This window comes from Cohnella silvisoli (genome assembly GCF_021190915.1).
GTDB classification, from domain to species: domain Bacteria; phylum Bacillota; class Bacilli; order Paenibacillales; family Paenibacillaceae; genus Cohnella; species Cohnella silvisoli.
The window spans coordinates 193,344-211,754 of record NZ_JAIOAP010000011.1 but is presented as its reverse complement, the minus strand read 5'-3'; the positions used below and the strand labels follow the sequence as shown (position 1 = coordinate 211,754).

General features: G+C 52.1%; 16 protein-coding genes. All 16 read right to left on the bottom strand.

The window, feature by feature from the left end; all coding sequences use genetic code 11:
- Positions 1-2 precede the first annotated feature (2 nt).
- On the bottom strand, positions 3-1,205 hold the full coding sequence (gene rhaI, locus K7P76_RS20580) for an L-rhamnose isomerase (RefSeq protein WP_232187191.1): 1,203 nt from the start codon (positions 1,203-1,205) through the stop codon (positions 3-5).
- A gap of 26 nt (positions 1,206-1,231) precedes the next feature.
- Positions 1,232-1,897: a ribulose-phosphate 3-epimerase gene (rpe, locus tag K7P76_RS20575; protein ID WP_232187190.1), complete on the bottom strand. Its 666-nt coding sequence runs from the start codon at positions 1,895-1,897 to the stop codon at positions 1,232-1,234.
- A 19-nt stretch (positions 1,898-1,916) separates the two neighbouring features.
- Entirely contained in the window at positions 1,917-2,951 is a 1,035-nt protein-coding gene (locus K7P76_RS20570) for an alcohol dehydrogenase catalytic domain-containing protein (RefSeq protein ID WP_232187189.1), read from the bottom strand.
- 15 nt (positions 2,952-2,966) lie between these two features.
- The gene (locus K7P76_RS20565) at positions 2,967-4,016 is read right to left on the bottom strand and encodes a galactitol-1-phosphate 5-dehydrogenase (RefSeq protein ID WP_232187188.1); all 1,050 of its coding nucleotides are present in this window, start codon (positions 4,014-4,016) and stop codon (positions 2,967-2,969) included.
- A gap of 14 nt (positions 4,017-4,030) precedes the next feature.
- Complete coding sequence (locus K7P76_RS20560; protein WP_232187187.1) at positions 4,031-4,933, bottom strand: sugar phosphate isomerase/epimerase family protein; 903 nt, start codon at positions 4,931-4,933, stop codon at positions 4,031-4,033.
- 158 nt (positions 4,934-5,091) lie between these two features.
- Complete coding sequence (locus K7P76_RS20555) at positions 5,092-6,231, bottom strand: GntR family transcriptional regulator (RefSeq protein ID WP_232187186.1); 1,140 nt, start codon at positions 6,229-6,231, stop codon at positions 5,092-5,094.
- A gap of 150 nt (positions 6,232-6,381) precedes the next feature.
- Complete coding sequence (locus tag K7P76_RS20550; RefSeq protein WP_232187185.1) at positions 6,382-6,999, bottom strand: YcnI family copper-binding membrane protein; 618 nt, start codon at positions 6,997-6,999, stop codon at positions 6,382-6,384.
- A gap of 137 nt (positions 7,000-7,136) precedes the next feature.
- Complete coding sequence (locus K7P76_RS20545) at positions 7,137-7,814, bottom strand: response regulator (protein ID WP_232187184.1); 678 nt, start codon at positions 7,812-7,814, stop codon at positions 7,137-7,139.
- Positions 7,811-8,665, bottom strand: a complete 855-nt coding sequence (locus tag K7P76_RS20540) for a sensor histidine kinase (protein WP_232187183.1) — start codon at positions 8,663-8,665, stop codon at positions 7,811-7,813. Before K7P76_RS20540 ends, K7P76_RS20545 begins: the two co-directional genes overlap by 4 nt.
- Before the next feature lie 28 nt (positions 8,666-8,693).
- On the bottom strand, positions 8,694-9,434 hold the full coding sequence (locus tag K7P76_RS20535) for a Uma2 family endonuclease (protein WP_232187182.1): 741 nt from the start codon (positions 9,432-9,434) through the stop codon (positions 8,694-8,696).
- On the bottom strand, positions 9,421-11,520 hold the full coding sequence (locus tag K7P76_RS20530; RefSeq protein WP_232187181.1) for an alpha-L-rhamnosidase-related protein: 2,100 nt from the start codon (positions 11,518-11,520) through the stop codon (positions 9,421-9,423). Before K7P76_RS20530 ends, K7P76_RS20535 begins: the two co-directional genes overlap by 14 nt.
- A gap of 103 nt (positions 11,521-11,623) precedes the next feature.
- Positions 11,624-12,499, bottom strand: a complete 876-nt coding sequence (locus K7P76_RS20525) for a carbohydrate ABC transporter permease (RefSeq protein ID WP_232187180.1) — start codon at positions 12,497-12,499, stop codon at positions 11,624-11,626.
- An 11-nt stretch (positions 12,500-12,510) separates the two neighbouring features.
- On the bottom strand, positions 12,511-13,398 hold the full coding sequence (locus tag K7P76_RS20520) for a carbohydrate ABC transporter permease (protein ID WP_232187179.1): 888 nt from the start codon (positions 13,396-13,398) through the stop codon (positions 12,511-12,513).
- Between the two features lie 75 nt (positions 13,399-13,473).
- The gene (locus K7P76_RS20515; RefSeq protein ID WP_232187178.1) at positions 13,474-14,856 is read right to left on the bottom strand and encodes an ABC transporter substrate-binding protein; all 1,383 of its coding nucleotides are present in this window, start codon (positions 14,854-14,856) and stop codon (positions 13,474-13,476) included.
- Positions 14,857-14,966: 110 nt separating this feature from the next.
- On the bottom strand, positions 14,967-16,514 hold the full coding sequence (locus tag K7P76_RS20510) for a response regulator transcription factor (protein ID WP_232187177.1): 1,548 nt from the start codon (positions 16,512-16,514) through the stop codon (positions 14,967-14,969).
- On the bottom strand, positions 16,495-18,336 hold the full coding sequence (locus tag K7P76_RS20505) for a sensor histidine kinase (protein WP_232187176.1): 1,842 nt from the start codon (positions 18,334-18,336) through the stop codon (positions 16,495-16,497). Before K7P76_RS20505 ends, K7P76_RS20510 begins: the two co-directional genes overlap by 20 nt.
- Positions 18,337-18,411 lie beyond the last annotated feature (75 nt).

Genomic DNA, 18,411 nt, shown 5'->3' with positions numbered 1-18,411 from the left:
CATTATCCCCGCTCCCCGACCCTTTTCGCATAGCTGCTGCTTTTATAAGCCTCCATTGGGTTCGGAGCAAGCCCCTGTTCTTCCCTTAACGACTCCAGCAGCGGAGCAACATCGAACTCGAATGCTTTACGGACGGCCGCCTCGGCGCCAAGCACGTCTTGCCGTTCCTGCGCTTCCCTAACTTCCTCCAGATCAATCAGCAACGCCTTCGCGTATTGGGTCTGCACATTCAAGACCGATCGGATGGCCGCTTCGATCTTCGGTTCGATGTTATGCGACTGGTCGATCATGTACGCGATTTTGTTAACCGTATCCCGAATCGCCGGATTTGCGTCCGCGGATGCATCGATAATCTGATAAAAAATCAGAAAAAGCTCATAAGGATTAATAGCGCCGACGATCAGATCGTCATCCGCGTATTTCCGGCTGTTAAAATGGAAGCCGCCCAGCCTGCATTCATCGATCAAATAGGCAACGATGTGCTCTACATTCGTTCCCTGCGCGTGGTGGCCCGTGTCCACGAGAACTTCCGCCTGAGGCCCGAGTTTATTCGCCAAATTAAACGCCATGCCCCAATCGGCAAGATCCGTATGGTAAAAAGCCGGCTCGAAAAATTTGTATTCGATCAGCATACGCATTTCGGGCGACATCGCTTTGTACATTTCCGCCAGCGATTCCTGCATCCACCCTTTACGTGCCCGAATGTCGCCTTGTCCCGGATAGTTGGTGCCGTCAGCGAACCAAAGGCTTACGTCGCGCGACCCTGTTATTTTGGCGATATCCACGCATTCCAGCAGATGATCGGTCGCTTTTCGCCGGATGGCGGCATTTGCATTCGTAACGCTTCCGAGCATATATTCCTCGTCTTGGAACAGGTTCGGATTAATCGCGCCTATCGAAATGCCCAAGCTTTCCGCATGGCGGCGCAGTTTTTCATAACTGTCCGTCTTGTCCCAAGGAATGTGAATTGCGACGGACGGGCATAGTCCGGTCAAACGGTGTACTTCTGTGGCGTCCTCTAATTTTTCGTACGGCGTTCGTGCTGCCGCTCGGTTCTTAAACACCTTGAACCGGGTTCCCGAGTCGCCGAATCCCCACGACGGCGTTTCAATCTTGAGCGACTTCATTTTCTCTTTTACGGTGTTCAGGTCGATGCCTCTTGCTTGCTGCCGTTCTTCGAATAATGCATATTCTTTATCCGTCATATTGTATTTTTCCTCTCTGAGGTTATTCAAGCGATACAAGCTCTGAATCGCTCTATCAACATTTGAATGTCTTCTCCCTTACGGAAAACGCTGGATGTACCCGCGACGAAAAGATCCGCCCCCGCCTGTCTCATCTTAACGGCATTGTCCCAGCTGACGTTTCCGTCCACTTCGATCTCCACCTCGGGGTGTCCATTCGCTTTCAAACGCTCTTTCAGTCCCGCGATTTTGCGAATCGTCGACGGAACGAGCTTCTGACCGGCGAAACCCGGATTAACCGTCATCACGAGAACGAGTTCCAGGTCATCCAATACTTCGTCTATCGCATAGATGGGAGTCGCGGGATTTAGGGCAACCGAAGGCTTTGCCCCCATGTCCCGAATGTGCTGCAGCGTTCTCTGGAGATGAATCGAAGCTTCCTGGTGCACGGATACGATATCCCCTGCTCGAATGTCGAACACGGAGAGAACCGTTTCCGGACGTTCCACCATTAAATGAAAATCGAAAGGGATGCTTGTCATTTCTCGGACGCAACGAATAAAATCGGGCCCAAGCGTAAAATTCGGCACGAAATGGCCGTCCATAACGTCGAAGTGGAGATATTCCACGCCTGCTTGCTCGAGTGCTTTCACGCTTTCCTCAAGCCGCCGAAAGTCCACGCACATCATGGAAGGAGAAATTTTTCCCGCCATAGATTTTCACCTCTTCTCCTCAGGGATTTACGATGACGCGAAGACCCGCATGGCTTACGGCGGTGAGGATCGCTTCCTCGATCTGGTCTAGCGGAAAACGGTGGGTTATGAATTTTCTCATATCGATGATTCCATTGTTAATAAGGTCGACCGCTTGTTGATGATGGCGGGGCAAGGAACCGTGAGAACCGTGCACGAACAACTCCTTGTAATGGATGATGTTCGTATCGAGCGTGACCATTGATTTCCCTTTCGGCAAACCTCCAAAGTAATTGACGCGCGCCCGGTTTTTGGCCATATAGATAGCGTCAACCTGTGATTCCGGAGATGGGTTGCACGTGATGACGACATCCGCGCCAAGTCCTCCTGTTTCCTCCAGCACCCGCTCCACCGCGTTCTCTTCCCCGGAACAAATGTACGCCGCCGCGCCAAGATGCTTTGCCATCTCCAGCCGCGGCCGGGAACGATTCACAAGCAGCACTTTCGCCCCCATCTTCATCGCCACTTCGACCAGCATCATGCCGATCGGTCCTGCGCCGATAACGACTACCGTTTCCCCCAGCTTTACTTGAGACAGTTCAAGCCCGTTAAGCACACACGCTAACGGTTCCGCGAGCGCCGCTTCCTCGTAGCTTACTCCGTCGGCTATTTTGTGAATCGGACCGAAATTGACTACCATCTTATTAAGCAAGACATATTCGGCGAAGCTTCCGGCAAATTGATATCCCATGGCGTAGTTGATTTGGCAGTTATTGCCGATTCCCGCCTCGCAGAAAACGCATTCCCCGCAAGGCACGTCCGCGCCCAGACAAATCCGATCTCCGGCACTGAACTTCTTCACGTTGGCGCCGACTGCGACGATTCGTCCTGCCGCTTCATGCCCTAATATTTGCGGGAGCTCCACGCGGCTGTTTCCGTGATGATAAATTCGGATGTCGCTGCCGCAGATGCCCACGGCCTCTACCTTCATCAGAATGCTATCATTATCTATTTGAGGCAACGGCACCTCTCTCATCGCTATTTGTTCCAACTTCTCCAATACTGCTGCTTTCACTGCGAATCACTCTCCCTATGTCTTTGTCCACATGACCTTGTTATAAAATTGTTGTCTATCCTTCATCATCGCTATTGCTTCCCCAAGCTCATCGAAGCACACGGGATGGGTTATCAAAGAACGAACCTGAATCTTTCCTTCTGCCATCGCTTCCACCGCCAGCTTCCATTCGTTCTTGGGAAACTCCGCGTAATCCGAATTCCAAGTGCCGACCACCGTCAGCTGTTTGCGGAGCATCTCCCAATAACCAATCTGCGACAAGCCCATCGGTCCCGAGGGGTTGCCCATGAGCACGACCCGTCCTCCCGGTCGAGCCGCGCGCAGGCAATTTTCCCAAGAGGAGGGATGTCCCGCGCCTTCCACTGCCAGATCGACTCCCGCGCCGGTTCGCTCCAGAATCCAGGCTTGAACGTCCATCTTCGTCGGATTAACGGTGTCTTGAAATCCGTTCGCCTCGGCGAACGCAAGCTTCCGGTCGTCCACATCCGCTAGCAGCACCCGTGACGCTCCCCAAGCTCTTGCCCATTGGGCAAGCATCAAGCCGATCGGGCCGGCGCCGCTAATCAATACGCGATCTCCAATATCAAGCCCCCCGCGGCGAAGCGCATGCACGGCAACGGCTGCCGGTTCCGCCATGGCAAGCTCTTCGCCGCTCAATCCTTCAGGCGCCATGATCAAATTCCATGCCGGCACGCACACATATTCGGCGAACGCTCCATCGGAACGCGAGCCTTTGTAGTCGTAAGCACTGCATGTCGCGTAGGAGCCGATCTCGCAGCTTGGACACTTGCGGCAAGGGATTAGCGGGAATACCGCGGCCATCCGACCGATTAGATGATCTTTCACTCCCTTGCCGACCGCCTCGATCCTGCCTGAAAACTCATGTCCGGGGATCGTCGGAAATCGATAAGTTCCTTTCTCGTAGATGCGTGGAATGTCTGAGCCGCATACTCCGCAAGCAGCTATTTGCAACAGTACTTCGCCCGTCTCCGGAATCGGCTTCGGAACTTGCTGCAGTCTTAAGTCCCCTATGCCGTTCAGCACGTAAGCCTTCATCGTCTCCATCCGATCGCCTCCTCCTATTCCTTGACGAACCGTCGCCAATACTCTACCGAATCCCGGTGATCCTGGATGATCCGAAACTCGGTCGACCACGCCTCGCGGTGCGACAGCTCGAACACGAGCTCGGCTTCTTCGGCGCCGGATTGCTCGATAGCCTCCAGCAGCTTATCGCCGTGAATGATTCCAAGCTCGTTATACTCATCCGTGAACGGCCAATGGCGACTGTGGTTAAGCTCCGTCTGTTGAATATGGATAATCGGCGAAACGGCGCCCAACTCCCGCACCCACCGGTATGGATCGCGGTCATCCGGGTGCGGGGCATGCCCGACGTCCAGACATATTTTGAAAGGCAAACCCGCTCCGTCGTTCAATCGCTCCAACAGTTCCTTGGTATCCGCTACCGTGTTCGCCATCTCCCGGGGGATGGACATCGGTTCGAACATCACGTATTCCATACCCAGATCGCGGCAATACCAGCTAAGTTCCTTCCATAGCTTCAAAGCATCGTTAATGATAAAATCCCTTCGGTCCTTGTTGTCATAATCGGCGAAAGTGAGGATTCCAAAGTGGCTCCCTGTCGACTTCGCCCCAAGCGCAGCCGACGCTTTCGCGAATTTCTTGAACCAATTCAGCCATATTTTACGGGCGCCGACATCGGGATGCATGAAATGGTTAACCCGCGTAAAAGCGCTTGTGAACGTAGAGGTTACGTTCAGGTTGTAGCGTTGCGTACTGGCATTGATTCGCTCGATTTGTTCTTGCACGTAATCATCCGGAAGAAATACATTTAGTAGGTCCGCCACGAGCTGCACGTTCCGCACGCCCATCCCCTCGGAAACGAGCCTCGCCCAAATCTCGGGTTCTACGTACTTGTTAATGGCAAAACCCAAATTCATCCCCAGCTTCAATTTTGCAGGCATTCGCTTGACCACCTTCATGACGTATTATTGATTCTTTTTTAATACTATTTTGTTTCACTGATACATTCAACCCTCTTTTTTCGCACAGCAAAAAACCGTCTAAGAACAAAATCTGTTCCGTGACGGTTCGTTTCGTATAATCGGATATTCGCGTGCAATTATATATTGATATTCAAGGACTTCACGCTCTTACGTTCCTTTAGCCGCGTAGGGATAACGAGCGGCGAATGGCGCGCAGTTGGATCAGCAATGAGCTCCGACAACATTTTTGCTGCGGCTGTGCCTAATTCCGGCGCCGTTTTCTCGACGGTCGTCAAGGGAACCGGTAACAGCTCCGCGAATGTGAAATCGGTAAATCCGACAACCGACAACTGTTCGGGAACTGTAATTCCCAGACGGTAAGCGGATTGCATCACCGATAGCGCAACGTAATCATTAGAGCATACGGCGGCGGTCATATCCCGATTGCCCGCGATAAAACGATCCAATTGTACCTCGGCTTCCCTTGTCAAACTGCGCTGAGACCCCATTTTATACACCAAACTTAAATCCAAGCTCAAAGAAGCGTCCAAGAATGCCTGCGTATAACCGTTGAAGCGATCTTCCCTGCTCATAACGCCGCGGAATTCCTCGGAAACGAATCCGATGCGGCGATGCCCATTGGAAATTAAATAGGCAGTCAACTCCGAAGCGCCATGAAGATGGTCATGATATACGCTGGGAATGCTGATTTCACGGAACGCGCGATCGACGATAACGACGGGAAATTGTTTCGTATGGAGTTGTATCAGAAGATCGCTTAGGGTGTCATGGCGCCCAGGATAGATGATGAGGCCCGCAACCGAGTATTCGTCAACCAGATCTCGGGCAAGCTCGTCCTCTTTCTCCAAAAGTCCGGATGTAAAACGAACCAACACCTCAAACCCGCGATCGATTAGTTCTACAGTTAACGCTTGAAGAACGCGGCCCACGTACTCGTCAGTATCAGGCAATAAAACGCCTACTGCCTGCCTTTCCTTGATCCGCAACCGGGTTTGGCCTCCAGTACCCCCATCGTCCGGCAGCTTGGCTAGGAATGTCCCTCTTCTAGGCATTCGGTACACGATGCCTTCGCGAGCCAACTGAAGCAGCGCTTCTTTGCTTGTCCTGCTGCTTACGCCGTACATTTTAGCCAATTCCGTTTCCGAAGGAACCGGATCGTGGGGTTTTAACCCTCGCTCGCGAATAAGCTCCATGATTTTGACTCTCATTTGCTCGTACAGCACGACAGGTCCTTTTTTCAGCTTTTCTCTCATCATCCGGCTCCCCAATAATACATTTACGTATTAGATGTATTATATCGGATTGCTTTTCGAATGAACATTAAAAAACCAGAGAGCTTCCAACCCCGGCAGGGTGGAGCGGCTCTCAGGCTTTTTGATTTTACGATTTTCTCTCCCAAGCGAGCATCAAGTCCGCTTCCGGAACAATGCAATCAGCAGCGCCAGCACGCCGGCAATCAAACCCGCTACGGCAAGCGACAATGTCAGCGTGTCGCGACCGTCCTTGTCTTCCGCTTCTCCGGAAGCGCCACTAGGTGCAGCGCCATGTCCATCCCCTTCGCCTGCAGCAGCAGTGACCGCGGTTACGGAAGCCGGTTTGTCCGCGTCCGCGGCACCCGTCCATTCCACGACTTCGCCATCGGAATACGTTTGGTACGCTTTCCATACTAATTCTTTGGCATCGTCGGCCACTTTGCCTTGCACCCTGAATTCGCCGAATTCGGTTGCGCCGAGTCCTTTGCCCGTGGCTTTCCAAGTGACGCTGACGAATTTATCTTCCGCGCCTTTCTCGATTTCATAAGTCCAATCCGGTTTCGGCTCAATGCGGCTTACGGCTACTCCGTCAGGAATGGCAAGCTTCACCGATGTCGTCGCGGCTTCTTTTTCCGATGGAACGCGGACCGTAAACACCTGATAAGAGCCTGCCGGTACTTCCTTCGGCTGAACGGTCACGTGTGCGCTAGCTAAACCAGCAAAGCCAATCGATAAAAACAGAACGAGCACAAGCATCATACTTTTTTTCATGAGATATTCCGACCTTTCTTTTCCATAGGTTGATGATATCCCTCAGTATAGCTTGTTCTATTCCCCTGTACATGACTCGAAAGAGTCATATACACGTGACACTTTGTGACGATATAGAGACGATTCAGCTACCGGATTTATTCCGAATCCACCATTCCTCGTTCGTACGCATATCTCGTTAATTGAACCCGGTTGTCCAGATGCAGCTTCTGTAAAATGTTTTTGAGGTGGTTTTTCACCGTATGCTCCGATAACCCCAAGGACGCCGCGACATCGCGATTCGTTTGCCCGCGTGCTACCTCCTGCAAAATTTCCTTCTCCCGCGGGGTCAGCCCCCCGTCCTCATGCCCCTTTCCTTTGACGAGTGCAGGAGGGCTATTCGTCTTTCTATCCGCGAATTCACGCAAAATGGACATGGCGACTTCCGGATTAAGCGGAGCTTCGTCGAACGCAACCGCCCTTAAGTAATCACGCCAGGCGGAAGGGTTCAAGTTTTTGAGCAGATACCCTTGCGCGCCCTTCTTGAGTGCCTCGAACAAATGCGACACGTCATCGGACACGGTTACCATAATGATCTTCACGCTAGGGAACGCGCTTTTGATAACCTTAACGGCTTCGAGCCCGCCCATCCCCGGCATATTGATATCCATGAGAATAAGATCGGGAGAAAGTCTCTCCATCAGCGTTAACGCTTCCTCACCGCTGGAAGCTTCGCCGACGACGAGAAAATCCGGAACGCCGGACACGATCGTCCGCATGCCTTCCCTTGCATGCCGATGATCGTCCACTAACAATATACGAATCGGTTCGCTCATACGGGCTGTCCTCCTCTTTTAAGCAATTCCACGACCGTCCGATCTTCCCGGCGCTCCGCGTGAAAAGTCCAACCCATACCATTCGCACGATCCCGTACCATTCGCAATCCGAACCGCCCCGGCGCATGCATCGGATCACTGCCAAACCCGCTTCCGTCATCCTCCACCGCGCACCGGAAACCTCCTGAGCCATCCGTTTCGCCAATAACGAACACTTTGGATGCTTTCGCATGCTTGCGAACGTTAATAAGCGCCTCCCGCAAACAAGCGTGAAGCTCCACCTTTTCCTTGTCGGTCAAGCTTTTATCCGGTATGCTCCAAATAAACTCCGCCTGCGCTTCCGTTATCTCGGCAGTCTCGCCAAGCAATTCCCTTAGCGGTACAACCCATGCAGCGGCGGCGGGAGAAGGCGGAAGGCGCAAGTTCGCTATCGCTTGACGCACATCCTCATGTATGACCCGTACGGTTTCTCTCAGTCCTGCCGCCAGATCCCTTACCGGTCCATCCGTTTTCATTTCGTCCAATTGATCGAGCTTGACCGCCAGCAGAAACAAAGATTGAGAGATGCCGTCATGCAGCTCTCTGGCAAGCCTCTCCCGTTCCTCCAAAGCCGCGTTGGCCCCTTTTTCCCGTTGCAATGCCTGCTGAGATTGCTCAAGTCGGGAAAACAAACTTCTGACCAAAGTCAAAGTAACGGCCAACACGATAAAAGGAGCGAGCAAATTGCCCAGATCCATCGAAAAATAAGGAAGCAAGAAAGCATGCCGCACATATTCCCAAAGTCCGATCGTCAACGTCGGAATCAACAAAATGAGCCATTTAATGCGTCGGTCTTTCCTCTGGTTGTCCAACTTTGATGCCCCGCTCTCCAAAAAAAAGTTATTCGTCTACATTCCGTACAATGTTGCTGAATAAGCGCTCCATATCGATCTCTACGCATGAGAACAGCGGCGAATACAATCGGCCCCTAGTCCCATAGGTTTCATGCAGTACGTATTTGTCGGCGGCAAGAACAAACTGGTCAACAATCCGATGCACGGGATCGATCAGCCAGTATTCCTTAACTCCATGCCGTTCGTATTGGCGTTTCTTGCGGATTTTGTCGTTGTGGCTCGTACTAGGCGATAGGATCTCGGCAACTAAATCCGGAGCGCCTTCGATTCTTTTCTCGTTAATAATAGAAGCATTCTGATGAAGAATAAATACCAGATCCGGCTGATAATGGTTGTCTTCGTCCAAATAGACATCAAGCGGCGAAAAGAGAATGGTCCCATTAGGATGGCAGGATTGATAGATCATAATGAACAGAGCAGCCAATAGCTGCTGATGCGTGACGGTAGGGGCGGGTTTGAGATCATACCGGATGCCTTCTACGATCTCAAATCGCACCTCTTCCTCGAATGGAAAATCATATTCCGGATCCCCATATGGCTGCTGTTGTTCCTTGATGCGATCCCGCTTCTTGTCTTGATCCATTTTCCGCTCCATGCCGACAAGCACCTCCAACGCCATTTGCTTTATTATACATTGAACGGACAGCTTGATCACTAAAAGGAAAGAGCCGTCCATTTCTTCAATGGACAGCCCCAACGCAATCATCAATCCTTTATTTAACTTCAACAGTTGCCGCTGCCAGTTCCACCTCGTACAGGTGTCCTGGACGCGTCAGCCGTAATTCGTACAGGCCTTCTCCAATCTGGACAAACTTCCCATCATTCGCAGAGGGCATTGAACGGCTGGCAATCCTCAATACCCCGACGCCAAAGCCGCAGGTTTTCACGCTGACGCGGTTGCGGTCCATGTAAACCTCAATCTCGCCATCCGGCGTCGGCACCTTGCCTTCGATCCAGTCCAAGCCGCACAGGTCAGGCTCGACCCTGTACTCGGCGTAACCCGGCGCCAGCGGCTCCACTCCCAAGACGTATTTGCCCAGCAGCAGGATCGGCGCGGCGCCCCACGCATGGCATAAGCTCTTGCGAAACTTGTCGCCGTACATATCGTACTGTTCTTGCGGCGGTACGCTTGGTTCGTACTCCTCCCAGAAGGCGGTCGCTCCCAAATCGATCATCCCGCCCCAGTAGCTGCGGATTTCATCCAAGACATGCGAACGCTCCCCAAGCCGGCATAACGCGTCCAGTTCGAAAAACCTCATGAACGGTGTTTTGATCTTCTGCACCGAATCGTTCAGCATGACGTTCTGTTTCACCGAATCGAGCTGCTTCTCATCCAAGTAGCCGAAGCGCGTGGCGAAAATGTTCGGATATTTCAGGATTTGCCGATTCAGCTCGCTCTGCCATCTACTATGAATAAATCCGCCTTGCCCCTCATCCCAGAATAGTTTGAAGATGAGGTCCTTCAGTTCGCGCGCAAGCTTTCCGAACCGTTCCTTATTCCCGTCGTCTCCTAATTTCTCCGCGAACAGCTCCATCGTCTCCAAGCTGCGGCAGAGGAAGATTTGCTCGGTGCTGACCTCGCCGCGCAGATCCATTGGCGCCCAATCGATGAACACCCAATCGTTCGGAAAGCCTTCCATCATCCCTGCTTCATTGCGGCGACCGAGGCAAAACTCCATCAACGTGAGCATCTTCGGATAGCTCCTCTCGATAAACGCGAGGTCCCCGGTGTTCAGGTAATATTCGCGGAAGCTTAAGAACCAATGAAACGTAAAGTCCATGATCGTATTGATGTGCCTTTCCACCGGGTCCTTGCCCCGCAATGCGACCAGCGTCCGCTTTGTGACGTCCTGCTCGAAAAATACGTAGTTGTTGATCTGCGTGCCTAGATGCGCGTCGCCGCCCCAAACCCAGCGATCCCGCTTCATTCCGTCAAAGAGGAACTCGCGCATGTTCATATGCAGCGTATGGGCGGACAGGTCCCAAATCCGATTCAGCCTCTCGTCGGAGCTGCGGAAAGCCCCGCGCCGCTCCATCGGCAAATATTCGTATTCATGGCGAATCCCCGCATAGGTTATACCCGGATCCAGCTTCAATTGAATATAGCGGAACGCGCGGGTGACCGGAGTGACGTAGTCGGTCGGAACGGCGCTGTCGACAACGAGCTCATCGAACGTTTCGGCCAGTTCACCCGCCAATGCTTCCTCCGACGACTCTCCGTAATATAAGCGGATTGTCCCTTTCCCTATAACTCCGAGTAAAATAACGTAGCCGAACGTCTCCCTGCCGAAATCGACAAGCGTTCCTTCGCCCTGCTCTTTCACCGAATCGGGCTCTACCGTCTCGTAGCTGAACGGAAAATCGCCGGGGGGCTCGTCTATTTCGTTAAACTGCCAGGAAGCCGCTTTTACCCACGTCCCGTTGTGCGACGTCACTTCCCAGCCGTTCTCGTTTCCGCATCCGGAAGGATAAATGGCAGGAACCGCCTTATCGTTGTACACGGTAACCATGAGTTCGTGCTTACCGGCGGGAATTTCGACGGTCGTAACCGGCGTCCGCTCGTAAGGCGTCGGGATCATGCTGCTATCGAAATGGAGCACGAACATTCCCTGAACCGAGAGGGTCAATTTCCCCGGTGCGGCCAGATCGAATGTTTTGCGGAATTTCACGTTGTCATATGCAGAATCCAGGCGCCAAGGCGGCGGACAAATATATCCCCTAAATTGCCGCAGCACGGATACTTTAGCATGCAGCCATATTTCATAGTCTTCCGGGTACCATAGCCAGGTCCCTTGCCGTTCGTTACTGTCCATGCTTATTCCTCACTTTCATAACCCTGTTAGTTGATTCGTTCAACTTAAGTTTACTGACCTCTCTAAGCTTTGTATTTATCATATCCGTCAGAATGTCCACCCGTTATCCTTTTACGGCTCCCGAGGTCAACCCCTTCTCCACGTACTCCTGCAAGAACAGATAGACGATGATAATCGGAATGTTCACCAGAATAATCGCCGCGCACAAACCGGCGTAATCCGTCGTGAACAAGCCCGTGAAGTTCATAAGGCCAAGCGACAACGTCCACATGGAGGACTTCTTAATGAAGAGCAGCGCCAGGATCAGATCGTTCCAGGTGGACAAGAAACCAAGGATACCCATCGTGGCTAGAACCGGCCGACTTAGCGGAAGAAGTACTTTGCGGTAAATCGTCCACAGCCCGCCTCCGTCGATGATGACGGCTTCCTCCAATTCCGTCGGAAGAGAACGCATGAAGCCCGTCATCACGAAGATCATGTACGGGATTCCCCCGGCGACATAGAGTCCGATGAGAAACGAGTAATTGTCGGACAACTTGAAGGATACTGCCATTTGCGCCAGCGGGATCAGGATGGAGTGTACAGGAATCATCATCCCGGCGACGAAAAAGTAAAACACCGATACGAGCCATTTGGCTTTCACCCTGGCGATCACGTATGCGCCCATCGAGGAGAAAAACAGCCCCGCGACCACAAACACCGTGCATATGAACAAGCTATTAAGAAAATAATTCCCGATTTTCCCCTTCACCCAAGCGCTGGCATAATTCTCGAAATGCCATGTCGATGGCAGCCCAAAATAGTTGGAGAAAATTTCACTGTTCGTTTTGAACGAAGCGAGAATCGTATAGATCAAGGGGTAAATAAACACGAAAGCCAGTATTGTAAGGCAGACGTACAATGGCAGTCTGCTCCAATTCCGCATCGGCTTCACCCGGGTCCGAGGGGCGGATTGCATCTTTAAGGTTGTCGTTTGCATCGTTATCTCTCCTACCCGTCTAGGGATTCCCTTCTCATCGCCCGATTGGCGACTAGCGTCAAAACAAAGCCAAGCAAGAACATGACGACGGCTATGGCGCTAGCCATTCCGAACCGGTTGTTGCGGAAAGCTTCCTTGTATAAGAAGGTGCCCAGAACGTCCGTCGCGTGGTTCGGACCGCCGTCGGTGAGCACGTAGATGTTGTCGAAAATTTTAAGCGTGCCGATAACCAGCAAGATGACGTTGATGGCGACGGCTTCCCTGATCAAGGGCAGAGTCACGAACCACAACCGCTGTCTCCGATTGGCCCCGTCAATAAGCGCTGCTTCTTTGATGGCGTCCGGTATGGATACCAATCCCGACAGAAAGATGATCATGACAACCCCAAGACCCTGCCAGCAACATATTAGGATCACCGTATACAGATTGATCGATGGATCGGCGAGCCAGGCGCGTATCGAGTCTTCAAGCCCCATTTTCATAAGCAGTCCGTCTACCAATCCGTCGCCCGGATACAGGATGAATTTCCACAGCAGCGATATGGAAGTGGCGGACATGATGACGGGCATGAAGAAAGCTGCCTTAAAGAAGCGGATGCCTTTCCATTTGCCATTGAGCAGCAGCGCCAGGAACAACCCGGCGGGAATTTGGATTGCAATGCTCAAGAGCATGACGACCATCACATTCTTTAACGATTTCCAGAAAATTTCGTCCTCGAACACCAGCTTGAAATTATCAAATGCCACGTATTCTACCTTTGAACCGGCAAAACCGTTCCATTCGTGCAAGGAAAGGAAGAAGGTCCTTAACACCGGATATACGAGCAATACGGCATAGAACAACAACGCGGGCAACAAAAACATCGCAATCTGCAAATGCCTGCTTTTCAGTCTGTCCATCTCTCTGTCTCCCTCCTAGAAAGCAATAGACGTAAAAGCGGAAAGCTTTTACGTCTATTCCCCTTTGTATATGGATTACTTGGATTTGGCTACTTCGTCGTCCAATTGCTTGGCGGCTTTCTCAGGGGTTATGCCCTTGAGCAACACCGCTTGCGTCAGGTCGTACAGCTTGGTGTTGGCAGGCTTGTACGGCTCGAACGCGGAGATGTCACCGGAGAACTCCTTGCCCGTGCTCATCGCTTTCGACACTTCCGCGATCAGCTTGCCACTCTTCGCCGGATCCACGTCGGCTTTGACTGCGGTCAAATCATGGGCCATCTCGGTAATCAGCTTGGAAGAAGCGGTGCTGGTCAACGTCTTGACGAGCTCGATCGCCATGTCCTTCTGATGTCCCTCAGCCCTGCTGGATACGGCGAACGAATCGGAAACGCCACCCATCCAGGAATCTTTATGCTCTTCTTTGTCCGCGAAGTAAGGGAACGGAAAGAATCCGACTTTGTCGCCGAAGCCCGCAGGCGAGTTCGGGCCCGTGGATTCGCCTACCGTCCATGAACCGGAATAGCGCATGGCGGCTTTGCCGTTGTTGAAATCGGCAATTTCCGCCGCATAGTTGTTCGCGATGTAGTTCTTGGAGAATGCACCCGCTTCGACCAGTTGAACCATCTTGTTGAGCGGCTCGATGACTTCTGGAGAGCTGTAAGGGAGCGCGCGGCTCAGAATACCCTTCGCTTTCTCCGCTCCGTTCCACTTGTAGAACAATGCCGTGAACAGATGCTCGGACCTCCAGGACTCGCTTGCGCCGATCGCCATTGGCGTAATTTTGGCCGCGTTAAGCTTGCCGATGACCGCGAGCAGGTCGTCCCAAGTTTTGGGCGGTTCGACGCCAGCTTGCTGAAACAGCTCCTTGTTGTAATAGAAGCCCGTGCTGTAGGCGCCAATCGGTGCCGCATAAATACCCGGGAACCCCTCGAACTTTAGATTGTCGAGCGCGCCGGAGATGAATCCGTCCTTCCAATCCGGGTCGGCGTTCAAGTACTCGCTTAAGTCGATGATTTTCTTTTCTTTAACGTAATCGGCCGTCCCGGCTCCAGGGAAGATTATGAAAATTTCCGGAAGATTATTGGCGGCACGGTCAGCCGTCAGCTTCTTATCCAGTTCCGCAACCGGCAGGAATTCCTTCTCTACCGTTACTTCGGGGTGCTGCTTCGTGAATTCGTCGATGATCTGCGCGATAGCCGGGCCGAATGTATGATCCGGCGTGTAAGCGGAAGCGATGCGCAGCGTGACTTTCTCCTTCGGAGCTTCCGAAGCGGCTTCGGACGAAGCGGAGGATGCGGCCGGCGAGCTTGCGGAGCTTGAGCTATTGTTTCCTTTGTTCCCGCCGCATGCGGTAAGCGTTATCAATATTGCAAGAATAACCAACATGAAGCTTGACCTTAAAACCTTTGCGTTTGTCATAAGTTGACCTCCCGTATTCTTTATGCTGTTTCCTTACTAAGTATAGGCTCGTCCGGATTTTCCGAATACGAGAGGGATTCGGGTCGTTTTGTCGATTATTTTCGGATCGTTCAGACAAGATGCGACTTTCGAAATTCCGTGGGGGTAATCCCGTAGGTTTTCTTGAACAACGTGCTGAAATAACGTTCATCTTCATAACCTACCAACCCGGCGATTTGCCCGACCTGGATGCCGTAAAGCTTGAGAAATTCGCCCGCCTTTGCCATCCGTACCTTGGTTAAGTAAGAGACGAAATTCATGCCGACGACCTCCTTGAAAATATCGCTCAAGTAAGCCGGAGTCAAATGGTACTTCTGCGCCAGCTGCGTCAGAGATATATCCTCGCCGTAATGGGTTTGAATATAGGCCATGGTCTCTTCTGCCGCCCTTTTGCCATCCGGCTGGCGGTTTCTTAGGCGCTCTTCGCTCAGTTGGCGGAAAGGAGCCGCAATCCCTTCGGTCAATTGTTCTAAGTCGTCATAACGAAGCAGTTCCTGAATCTCGGTTTTGCCTGAGGGAGACGGGTTTGATGAGTCTTCCATCGTCCACTTGTCCAGAAGCAGCCGCAAATAGTCGATGAATTGCTCCAACGCGCTTATGGAGTCCTGTTTGCCAGCCGCAATTCGCAACCCATTTTCGATATTCATGCGGATTCCCTCGCAGTCCCCGACATAAATCAATTGCTGGAGCTGATTTTCTTTCCAATCCATATCTGATGGGATTCCAGGACCGTCTGGTTGAATGAAAATATCTCGTTTCAATGCGTTAAGGGAATGCCGCACCGCATTTCGCAAAGCCTCGCCATCGGACAGAACCGGGCTGCAGCTCATCCGGACCGAGAAAAATTTCAGCTTCTTCGCCACGGCATCCAGATTATCCATGCATTGCGGCAAGATCATTTTCAAATCGCCTTTGCCGTTTTCCGAGAGCAGCAGGACGTTCAAAGCCCCGTTGTACTCGAATACTGCCCCGCGGGACTTCAAGGTCAGCCACTCTATGGCATAGTTGCGAAGCGTAAATAGAGCCAGTTCTTTCTCCGATAATCCGTAGCTAGCTATTCCCTTACCGCCGATTTCCCCCCTGATGGATATGCAGGCTGCAGCACAATTTCTCGGATCCACGCCGAACAGATCCGAGGGATGCTGCACGGCGGAATGCTCCCGCTCCATCCATTCCTGAATCCAACTCTCTTTCATGAACGCGGCGGATTTCTCGAACAGCTGCGTTTGCTTCTTCATATGATCGGCTTCCCTTTTGATAGCGAACGCATTGCGCACAGATTCTAACAATTGTTCCCGGTCAATCGGCTTCAGTAAATAGTTGCAAGCATGTAGCTTGATCGCTTCCAGCGCGTATTTGAAATCTGAATAGCCGCTCACGATGATGAATTGTGCGGATATGAGCAAGGGTGCCGCCTTATCGATGAAGGAAAGTCCATCCATCCCCGGCATCCGGATATCTACGATTACGACATCGGGCCGAAAGTCGCTCAACCGTTCCAGCGCGGCTATGCCGTCGTCGGCTTCCTCGATCAGGAGACCGGGAGGGAAGCTGCCGGAAAGCATGGAACGAATGCCCCGGCGCATCCAAACTTCATCGTCAACGATTAGGATCTTCATTTGAAACCCTCCCTTTTTCCAGAGTCAAAGGCATCCGGAGCAGCACCGACGTTCCCGTGCCTTCGGCGCTATTTATTTTTAGTCCGTAGTGATCCCCGTAATAGAGTTGAAGTCGGTCGTGCACGTTCTTAAGTCCAACACCTCCGGCGGGTCCCTGCTTCGTGATATCTATCGACTCTACCAGCGACTGTCTCATCCGTGCCAATCGCGTCTCGTTCATTCCGATCCCGTTGTCGAAAACCGACAGAATCAGGGCATCCTCTTCCGTTTCCATCCCGATAATAACGACGCCTTTGCCGCGCTTGGGCTCCAGCCCGTGATAAACGGCATTCTCGACGATCGGCTGCAGCGACAGCTTCAATACCTTGCAGTCCAGCAACGATTCGTCTACGTTGAAGACCGCCTCAATCCGATTCTCGTAGCGGAAGCTTTGAATGGTCATATATTGCTTTATACTGGCGATTTCTTCTCTAAGTGCGACCGCTCCGGAGCCTGCCTTAATGCTATAGCGGAAAAGGTCGGACACCGCCTTGCAGACGATGCTGATCTCCTGAACGCCCTGCACCTCTGCCATGCAGCTGATCGAATTGAGCGTGTTGTGGAGAAAGTGCGGATTGATTTGCGTCTGAAGAGCGATCAATTGGGCTTCTCTTTCTTTGATGCCAGCCTTGTACACCGTGTTGATCAGGTCCGCGATCTTTCGAATCATATCGTTATAGGAGTTCACCAAGGAACCGATTTCATCTCGGGTGTGGATTCCCCCCACCGGGAGAAACCGATCGTTATCCAACTGCCTCATCGCTTTCTGCAGCTGTTTAATGGGATTCGTGATGCTGGAAGAGACCAGAAATGAGATAATCGACAGCAAGACTAGCAGCAAGACGGTCGAGATGAGGATAATGTTCCGTATCGCTCTCTCGTTCGGCTGCAGCAGCGGCTCCAAATCAGTCGCGGTGATATACCACCAGCCGACCTTTTTGGAATAATTGGACGTCATCAGCTGCCGGCGGTCGTCCAAGCGAATGATTTGGTTGCCTTCCCTAGGCTTGCCGTCGGACATTAATTCGGGCCGGTCGAAGGGCTCGCCCAGATTTTTCTCGTCATAGCTGTAGACCAGGCTTCCTTCGTTGTCCACGATGAAAAACTCAGTGCTTTTTTTCTGCTTCAGGCTGGACAAGATGTTCCGTATAACTTGCAAGTCCATATCGACGTAAATCAGACCGATTTCTTCGTTCGTCTCTTTGCTTACGATGCTTCTCCCGATAGAGAACACGTACTTGGTTTTCGGCGACACGAAGTAATCGGCTTTGTGGGTCGGGATAATAAGCCGTTCTCCGTGCAACGATTTGATTTTCGCGAACCAAGGCTGGTCGACGAACGAATAGAAAGGCGTTACGTCGCCTACGGACGTTTTGTAATAGCGGTTGTTCGTATCGTCGAAAATATAAATTCCGTTAATGTCTTTGCGGAGCCCGAGCAGCACGTCAATCGTATTAAACAACTTGGATTCAGCTTCCGCCCTTTGCAAACCGACCTTGTATTTCAAGGTCAGCAGCGTTTGCTGCGTCTCGGAGGAATAATAGGGCGCATTTGTCAGCGTCTCCACGTCGTCGATATAGCTTTCGATGTCGCGGCCCACGATTTCCGTCAGGTCGAACATATTTTGGGACATCATTGTCTGCATCGTTTGCGCCGATTTTTGATAGTAAAGGACGGCAGGGACGGCCAACGCCGGAAGAAGAATCATCAAGCACGTAAACGCGATTTTTTTCCGGATTTGGTTGCGGATATCGAAGAACCGCCAAATGTTTCGCCATCGCATCGGTGTCGTCCCTGCCTTCTGATAGGGTTGAAGTCGAGCTGTCGCCCTAGCAGCGGGCGTTGCATCCTCGAATGG